Here is a 7817-nt window from a genome sequence, read left to right as displayed (position 1 = left end):
AGGTGCTGTCGTCGGACGGCGCCGCGATCGAGATGCGCGACGGCGACGACGAGGATCTCGAGCGGGCGGCGGCCAACCTGGGCATCAACCTGTCCAGGAACGAAGCGGCCACCGTCGACGATCTGGCGAACTAGGGCGTTGGCCGGGTGCCGTGACGAATTACGGCTCGGCACCCGGCCACCGCGTTCGAATCCAATAGAGAACTTTTGCTCGTATTCGACCCGCACAGGGGAAAGGAAGTTACGTGCTAGACGTCAACTTCTTCGATGAACTCCGGATCGGCCTGGCCACCGCCGACGACATCCGCCAGTGGTCCTACGGCGAGGTGAAGAAACCGGAGACCATCAACTACCGCACGCTCAAGCCGGAGAAGGACGGCTTGTTCTGCGAGAAGATCTTCGGTCCCACCCGGGACTGGGAGTGCTACTGCGGTAAATACAAGCGCGTTCGCTTCAAGGGCATCATCTGTGAACGCTGCGGTGTCGAGGTGACCCGCGCGAAGGTGCGCCGTGAGCGGATGGGCCATATCGAGCTGGCCGCCCCGGTCACCCACATCTGGTACTTCAAGGGTGTGCCGAGCCGCCTCGGCTACCTGCTCGATCTGGCGCCGAAGGATCTGGAAAAGATCATCTACTTCGCCGCCTACGTCATCACCGCCGTCGACGACGAGATGCGGCACAACGAGCTGTCGACTCTCGAGGCCGAGATGGAGGTCGAGAAGAAGACCGTCACCGATCAGCGTGACGCCGACCTCGAGGCCCGGGCCCAGAAGCTCGAGGCCGATCTGGCCGAGCTCGAGGCCGAGGGCGCGAAGTCCGATGTGCGCCGCAAGGTCAAGGACGGCGGCGAGCGCGAGATGAAGCAGCTCCGCGACCGCGCCCAGCGTGAGCTGGACCGGCTCGAGGAGATCTGGAACACCTTCACCAAGCTGGCTCCCAAGCAGCTGATCGTGGACGAGGTGCTCTACCGCGAGCTGCAGGACCGCTACGGCGAGTACTTCACCGGCGCGATGGGCGCGGAGTCCATCCAGAAGCTGATGGAGAACTTCGATATCGAGGCCGAGGCCGAGAGCCTGCGCGAGACCATCCGCAGCGGTAAGGGCCAGAAGAAGCTGCGTGCGCTCAAGCGGCTCAAGGTCGTGGCGGCGTTCCAGACCAACGGCAACTCGCCGATGGGCATGGTGCTCGACGCCGTTCCGGTGATCCCGCCGGAGCTGCGGCCGATGGTCCAGCTCGACGGTGGCCGCTTCGCCACCTCCGACCTGAACGACCTCTACCGTCGCGTCATCAACCGCAACAACCGCCTCAAGCGACTGATCGACCTCGGTGCCCCCGAGATCATCGTCAACAACGAGAAGCGGATGCTGCAGGAGTCGGTCGACGCGCTGTTCGACAACGGTCGTCGCGGCCGTCCGGTCACCGGCCCGGGTAACCGCCCGCTGAAGTCCCTGAGCGATCTGCTCAAGGGTAAGCAGGGTCGTTTCCGGCAGAACCTGCTCGGTAAGCGTGTCGACTACTCCGGCCGTTCGGTCATCGTCGTCGGCCCGCAGCTGAAACTGCACCAGTGCGGTCTGCCCAAGCTGATGGCGCTGGAGCTGTTCAAGCCGTTCGTGATGAAGCGGCTGGTCGACCTGAACCACGCGCAGAACATCAAATCCGCCAAGCGGATGGTCGAGCGGCAGCGGCCGCAGGTGTGGGATGTCCTCGAAGAGGTCATCTCCGAGCACCCGGTGCTGCTGAACCGTGCGCCCACCCTGCACCGTCTCGGTATCCAGGCCTTCGAGCCGCAGCTGGTCGAGGGTAAGGCCATCCAGCTGCACCCGCTGGTCTGTGAGGCGTTCAACGCCGACTTCGACGGTGACCAGATGGCCGTGCACTTGCCGCTGTCGGCGGAGGCGCAGGCCGAGGCCCGCATCCTGATGCTGTCCTCGAACAACATCCTGTCCCCGGCGTCGGGTCGCCCGCTGGCCATGCCGCGTCTGGACATGGTGACGGGTCTGTACTACCTGACCCGGCTCGACGAAGGCGCCAAGGGCGAATACCGCCCCGCGACGGCCGAGGGTCCGGAACAGGGCGTGTACTCCTCGCCGGCCGAAGCGCAGATGGCGGTGGACCGCGGTGAGCTCACCGTGCGGTCGACCATCAAGGTGCGGCTGACCGATCAGCGTCCGCCCAAGGACGTCGAGGCGGAACTGTTCCCGGAGGGCTGGCGGCGCGGTGACGCGTGGACCACCCAGACCACCCTGGGCCGGGTGCTGTTCAACGAACTGCTCCCGGGTGACTACGCGTTCATCAACGAGCCGATGCCGAAGAAGCGGCAGGCGACGATCATCAACGATCTCGCCGAGCGCTACCCGATGATCGTGGTCGCGCAGACCGTCGACAAGCTCAAGGACGCCGGCTTCTACTGGGCCACGCGCTCGGGTGTCACCGTCTCCATGTCGGACGTGCTCGTTCCGCCGGAGAAGGCCGAGATCATGGAGCGCTACGAGGCGCAGTCCGATCAGATCGAGAAGAAGTACCAGCGTGGTGCGCTCGATCACCAGGAGCGCAACAACGCCCTGGTCAAGATCTGGCAGGAAGCGACCGAAGAGGTCGGTCGGGCGCTGCGCGCGCACTACCCGGCCGACAACCCGATCATCACGATCGTCGATTCGGGCGCCACGGGTAACTTCACCCAGACCCGTACCCTCGCGGGTATGAAGGGCCTGGTGACGAACCCGAAGGGTGAGTTCATCCCGCGGCCGATCAAGTCCTCCTTCCGTGAGGGCCTGACGGTGCTGGAGTACTTCATCAACACCCACGGCGCCCGTAAGGGTCTGGCCGACACCGCGCTGCGTACCGCCGACTCGGGTTACCTGACCCGTCGTCTGGTCGACGTCTCGCAGGACGTGATCGTGCGCGAGCACGACTGCGGCACCGAACGCGGTATCACCGTGCACATCGCGGAGAAGCAGCCCGACGGCCTGCTCATCCGGGACCCGCACGTGGAGACCTCGGCCTACGCCCGCACCCTGGCCGCCGACGCGCTCGACGAGAGCGGCAACGTCGTGGTCACCAAGGGCGCGGACCTGGGCGATCCCGCGATCGAGGCGCTGCTCGACGCCGGTATCACCGAGGTGAAGGTCCGCTCCGTGCTGACCTGCACCACCGGCACCGGGGTCTGTGCGACCTGCTACGGCCGCTCGATGGCCACCGGCAAGCTCGTCGATATCGGCGAGGCCGTCGGTATCGTCGCCGCGCAGTCCATCGGTGAGCCCGGTACCCAGCTGACCATGCGTACCTTCCACCAGGGTGGTGTCGCGGGTGATGACATCACCGGCGGTCTGCCCCGCGTGCAGGAGCTCTTCGAAGCTCGGGTGCCCAAGGGCAAGGCGCCGATCGCGGAGGTCTCGGGTCGGGTGCGGCTGGAGGACGACGACCGCTTCTACAAGATCACCATCATTCCCGACGACGGCGGGGACGATGTGGTCTACGACAAGCTGTCCAAGCGTCAGCGGCTGCGCGTGTTCAAGCACGACGACGGCACCGAGCGGCTGCTCTCCGACGGCGACCACGTCGAGGTCGGCCAGCAGTTGCTGGAGGGCGCGGCGGATCCCCACGAGGTGCTGCGCGTGATGGGCCCCCGGCAGGTCCAGATCCACCTGGTCCACGAGGTCCAGGAGGTCTACCGGAGCCAGGGTGTGTCCATCCACGACAAGCACATCGAGGTCATCGTCCGCCAGATGCTGCGCCGGGTGACGATCATCGATTCGGGTGCCACCGAGTTCCTGCCCGGTTCGCTGACAGAGCGTTCGGAGTTCGAGGCATCCAACCGTCGCGTGGTCGCCGAGGGCAACGAGCCCGCGGCGGGTCGTCCGGTGCTGATGGGTATCACCAAGGCGTCGCTGGCCACCGATTCGTGGCTGTCGGCGGCGTCCTTCCAGGAGACCACCCGAGTCCTGACGGACGCGGCGATCAACTGCCGCTCCGACCGGCTCATCGGCCTCAAGGAGAACGTGATCATCGGTAAGCTGATCCCGGCCGGTACCGGTATCAACCGGTACCGCAACATCCAGGTCCAGCCGACCGAGGAAGCGCGTGCCGCGGCGTACGCGGTGCCGTCCTACGACGACACCTACTACAGCCCGGAGGGCTTCGGCGCCACCACCGGTGCCGCGGTCCCGCTGGACGATTACGGTTTCAGCGACTACCGGTAATCGGTAGGTAGTAACAGCATTCGGCCCCGCACCGTTTCGGTGCGGGGCCGAAGTGCGTTCCGGACCGGGCTATCCGCGGGCCCGGATTTCGTCGGAAGCCGCTGAGCCGCTGAGCCGCTGAGCCGCTGAGCCGCTGAGCCGCTGAGCCGCTGAGCCGCTTCGGTTCAGCAGTGGGAATATGAACCGGGCATTTCGATCACATTGCGTAGAAACGTCGTTCGGCAAAACAGTGGTGAATAGCGTTGCGGGGCGCTGTCAGACGGAGTCGTCGAACAGGCGTCGGACCGACGACCGCCGGAGGGCCCATGACATTCCGAATCACTCAGCTTGCGCGCGGTATCCGTGCGCATGTGGTCCGTAGGGAGGGTGACGGCGTGGAGGTCACGAAACCGGCCCGCCGCCGCCGATGGCTCCGGCGGCTCGTGGTGCTCGGCTCGGTTCTGTTCGTTCTCCCCGCAATGCTCGGGGCGGCGGCGCTGGCCGCGACCGGGGAATCAGATTCGGTGGCGACTGCCGGTTTTCCGGCACTGAACTGGATGAACATCCGCGATTCCAGCGGCGTCGAACTGACCCGCTATCGATTCGTCACCACCCACGGAAGTATTTTCGAGCCGCTCGAGACGGCCATCTCGGTGGTCCTCGGACTCGAATTCGCCGGCTATATCGTCATTGTGACCAGTGCCATCTGGGTGATCGGCTACACGATGAGCTTCCACTGGCTCGATCCGTTCGGCGACGCGCTGGCCGGAGTCGCCCGCAGCCTGCACACGCAGATCGGTATCCCGATGGTGCTCCTCGTCGCGGCGTCACTGGGGGCCTTCATCGTGGCGTGGTTCGTATTGCGCGGTCACCACGCGCGGGCCGCGACCCAGGCGGTCACGATGGTCGGGGTCGCCGTGATCGGCCCTATCTTCATGGCCCAGCCGCTGGAGGACGTATTCTCCTCGCACGGGTTGATGTCACAGGGGCGCGATCTCGGTATCGCGGTGGCCGCCGGGCTCACCGGGCACGCGTACAGCGATCCCACCGGGCTGGTCGCGACGATGCAGGTGAACATGGCCGACAACTTCGCCCGGCGCCAGGTCCAGGTGTGGAACTTCGGGCATGTGATCGACGACCGGCCCGCCTGCGCGGCCGTGTGGTCGGCGGGGGTGCGGTCGGGTTCGGATTCGGCCCTGGCTTCCGGCCTGCGCAACTGCGGAGATCTGGCGGCGCAGCAGGCCGCGCTGAACCCGAGTATGGGACAGGTCGGTTCGGGGCTGGTCGTGCTGCTCTGCGCCGGCATCCTGCTCGCGTTCGGGGCCTACCTCTCGGTCAAGATCATCTGGTCCGCGCTCGATTCGGTCTTCCACGGTTTCGCGGCGATCTTCGGTTTCGCGGCGGGTGGTTTCGTCTACGGTCCCACGCAGACCTTCCTGGTGCGCAACCTCGTGGACAGTTTCTACGGTGCCGTGGTGATGGCGGCCTATGTCATCTATCTGGGTGTGTACGTGCTGTTCCTCGGCAATCTGTTCGACCAGGCCCGCGGCCAGGCGACAGTGGTGCTGATCCTGGCCGCGGTGGTGGAAGTCGTCGGCCTGCTCCAGTTCCGGCGGTTCGCCGCGGCGCTGCGCCAGGGCAACGAGTGGATCGTCAACCGTTTCTCCCTCGCCCTGCAACAGGCGCCGGGCGGAAGCGGTTCCGGCGGGGCCGGCGGCGGCACGGCGCTCGGTATGGGTTCCAGCGGACTCGCCCACTCCGGCGTACCGGGACTCGGGTTGCTCGCCGGTGCCGCCGCACTCTCGACCTTGAACAACAACCCGGCATCGGCCTGGCTTTTCAACCGGGTATCACCGCTGGAACCGCATTCGATGAAACGGCAGAGCGCGATGCTGGACCAGTGGGGTGTGTGGAATGCTCGATGGAACGGTGAGAAGGCGGGTGGTCCGGATGGGCTGGCCACGCACCCCTACCTGGATCGACTACATCTCTCGCACGCTGCCCGCGATGCGACGGCCGTCGCCCGTGACGCCGGTCGCGGCGGGGTGGACACTGCGCGGGGTGCGGCGGCCGCTGTCGACGGCGTACTGGTCGGCGGCGGTGGATTCCTGGGGCAGGTCGCCGCTTCGCTACGCGGCGCCGGCTTCACCGATGAGGACATGATCCAGCGCGCGGTGGAAGCGCGGGGTTACGTGGTCAAACACGGGGGCGATGTGTCGCTGGCCGACAAGAACCTGGCCGAAGTCGTCGCGGCCTCCCACTATGTCTCGGCGATGAACACCCCGGCTGCCCACGCGGAGTTGGAGCGCGCTGTTCTCGCCTACTCGCTCGGTCGGGAGGGGCTCCAACTGGAGGGCGCGGCGCGGCGGGCCGGGGAGGAATATTTGGCCGCGCCGTCCCGGGCGAAGCTGAACGAGATCCAGAAGGTCGCGACCGGCGAGGAGACGGCCGCTTACTCGGAGGCGGACGCCTCCCGGATTCTGCGCTGGATCGGAGACGAACACGCGCAACGGGTTTCCACCGCGATGACCGCTTTCGTCCTGAACCCCGCCGATCCCGAGAGCCGCCGCCGCTTCTTCGCCGAGCAGAACGCGGCCGTCGATACCGACTACTGGGCCGCCGAAGCGACCCGTGCGCCCGCGTCCGCCTTCGCCGTCGGGGGCTGAGTCTCCGAATCCGCGGCGGTGGTCGCGGATTCGGAAACGGTGGGTCCGGCCGGACGCGGCCGGGGCGCGGCGGTGCGGGCGTGGGTCGCGTAGAGGGTCAGGCCGACGAAAGCCAGACCGCCCACCAGATTGCCGATCACCGTGGGGATCTCGTTCCAGATCAGATAGTCACCGATCGAGAAATCCCCGCCGAGGAGCAGCCCGGAGGGGAACAGGAACATATTGACGATCGAATGCTCGAATCCCATGTAGAAGAACAACATGATGGGCATCCACATGGCGATGACCTTTCCGGATACCGACGTCGACATCATCGCCGCGACCACTCCGGTGGATACCATCCAATTGCACAGCACCCCGCGGATGAAAAGGGTGAGCATTCCCGCGGCACCGTGATCGGCGTAGCCGACAGTACGCGATACGCCGATTTCACCGAGTTTCTGCCCGACTTCGTTGGGGTCCATCGAGAAACCCATGGTCACGATGATCGCCATCATGACCGCGACGGTGAACGCGCCGAGGAAGTTGCCGGTGAACACCAGGCCCCAGTTGCGCAGCAGGGTCCGCCAGGTCACGCCCGGGCGCCGGTCCAGCCAGGCCAGCGGCACGAGAGTGAACACGCCGGTGAGCAGGTCGAACCCGAGTAGGTACAGCAGGCAGAAACCGACCGGGAACAGGACTGCCCCGAGTAGTGCCTGGCCGGTCTGGACCGTGATGGTGACCGCGAAGGCCGCGGCGAGCGCCAGGATCGCCCCCGCCATATAGGCGCGGATCACGGTGTCTCGCGTGGACATGAATGCCTTCGCTTCGCCGGCGTCGATCATTTCTTTCACGAAGTCCGCTGGTTTGAGATAAGACATGGCACGCCCTTCGGTTGTGGTCTCTCGTGCCGAAGTGTGCGATGCCGAGATTTCCCGCCCGTATCGTGCGGAGCGCACCCGTGTTACCGAGCGCTCACGGGATCCGCGCGATGA

The 7817-nt window shown here is 66.1% G+C and carries 3 protein-coding genes; 2 read left to right on the top strand and 1 reads right to left on the bottom strand.

Annotated elements, in window-relative coordinates:
* Window positions 1-244: 244 nt before the first annotated feature.
* The gene (locus tag NS4_RS22710) at window positions 245-4198 is read left to right on the top strand and encodes a DNA-directed RNA polymerase subunit beta' (protein ID WP_063061524.1); all 3954 of its coding nucleotides are present in this window, start codon (window positions 245-247) and stop codon (window positions 4196-4198) included.
* Between the two features lie 305 nt (window positions 4199-4503).
* Window positions 4504-6843: a hypothetical protein gene (locus NS4_RS22705; protein ID WP_157106182.1), complete on the top strand. Its 2340-nt coding sequence runs from the start codon at window positions 4504-4506 to the stop codon at window positions 6841-6843.
* Here the strand turns inward: NS4_RS22705 and NS4_RS22700 are convergent.
* Window positions 6786-7703, bottom strand: a complete 918-nt coding sequence (locus tag NS4_RS22700) for a formate/nitrite transporter family protein (RefSeq protein WP_084487606.1) — start codon at window positions 7701-7703, stop codon at window positions 6786-6788. The two genes, NS4_RS22705 and NS4_RS22700, sit on opposite strands and share 58 nt — an antisense overlap.
* Window positions 7704-7817: the final 114 nt, after the last annotated feature.

The organism is Nocardia sienata NBRC 100364, assembly GCF_001613205.1.
Classification (GTDB): domain Bacteria; phylum Actinomycetota; class Actinomycetes; order Mycobacteriales; family Mycobacteriaceae; genus Nocardia; species Nocardia sienata.
The sequence above is the reverse complement of the archived record's forward strand: the minus strand, read 5'-3'. Positions and strand labels throughout refer to the sequence as shown.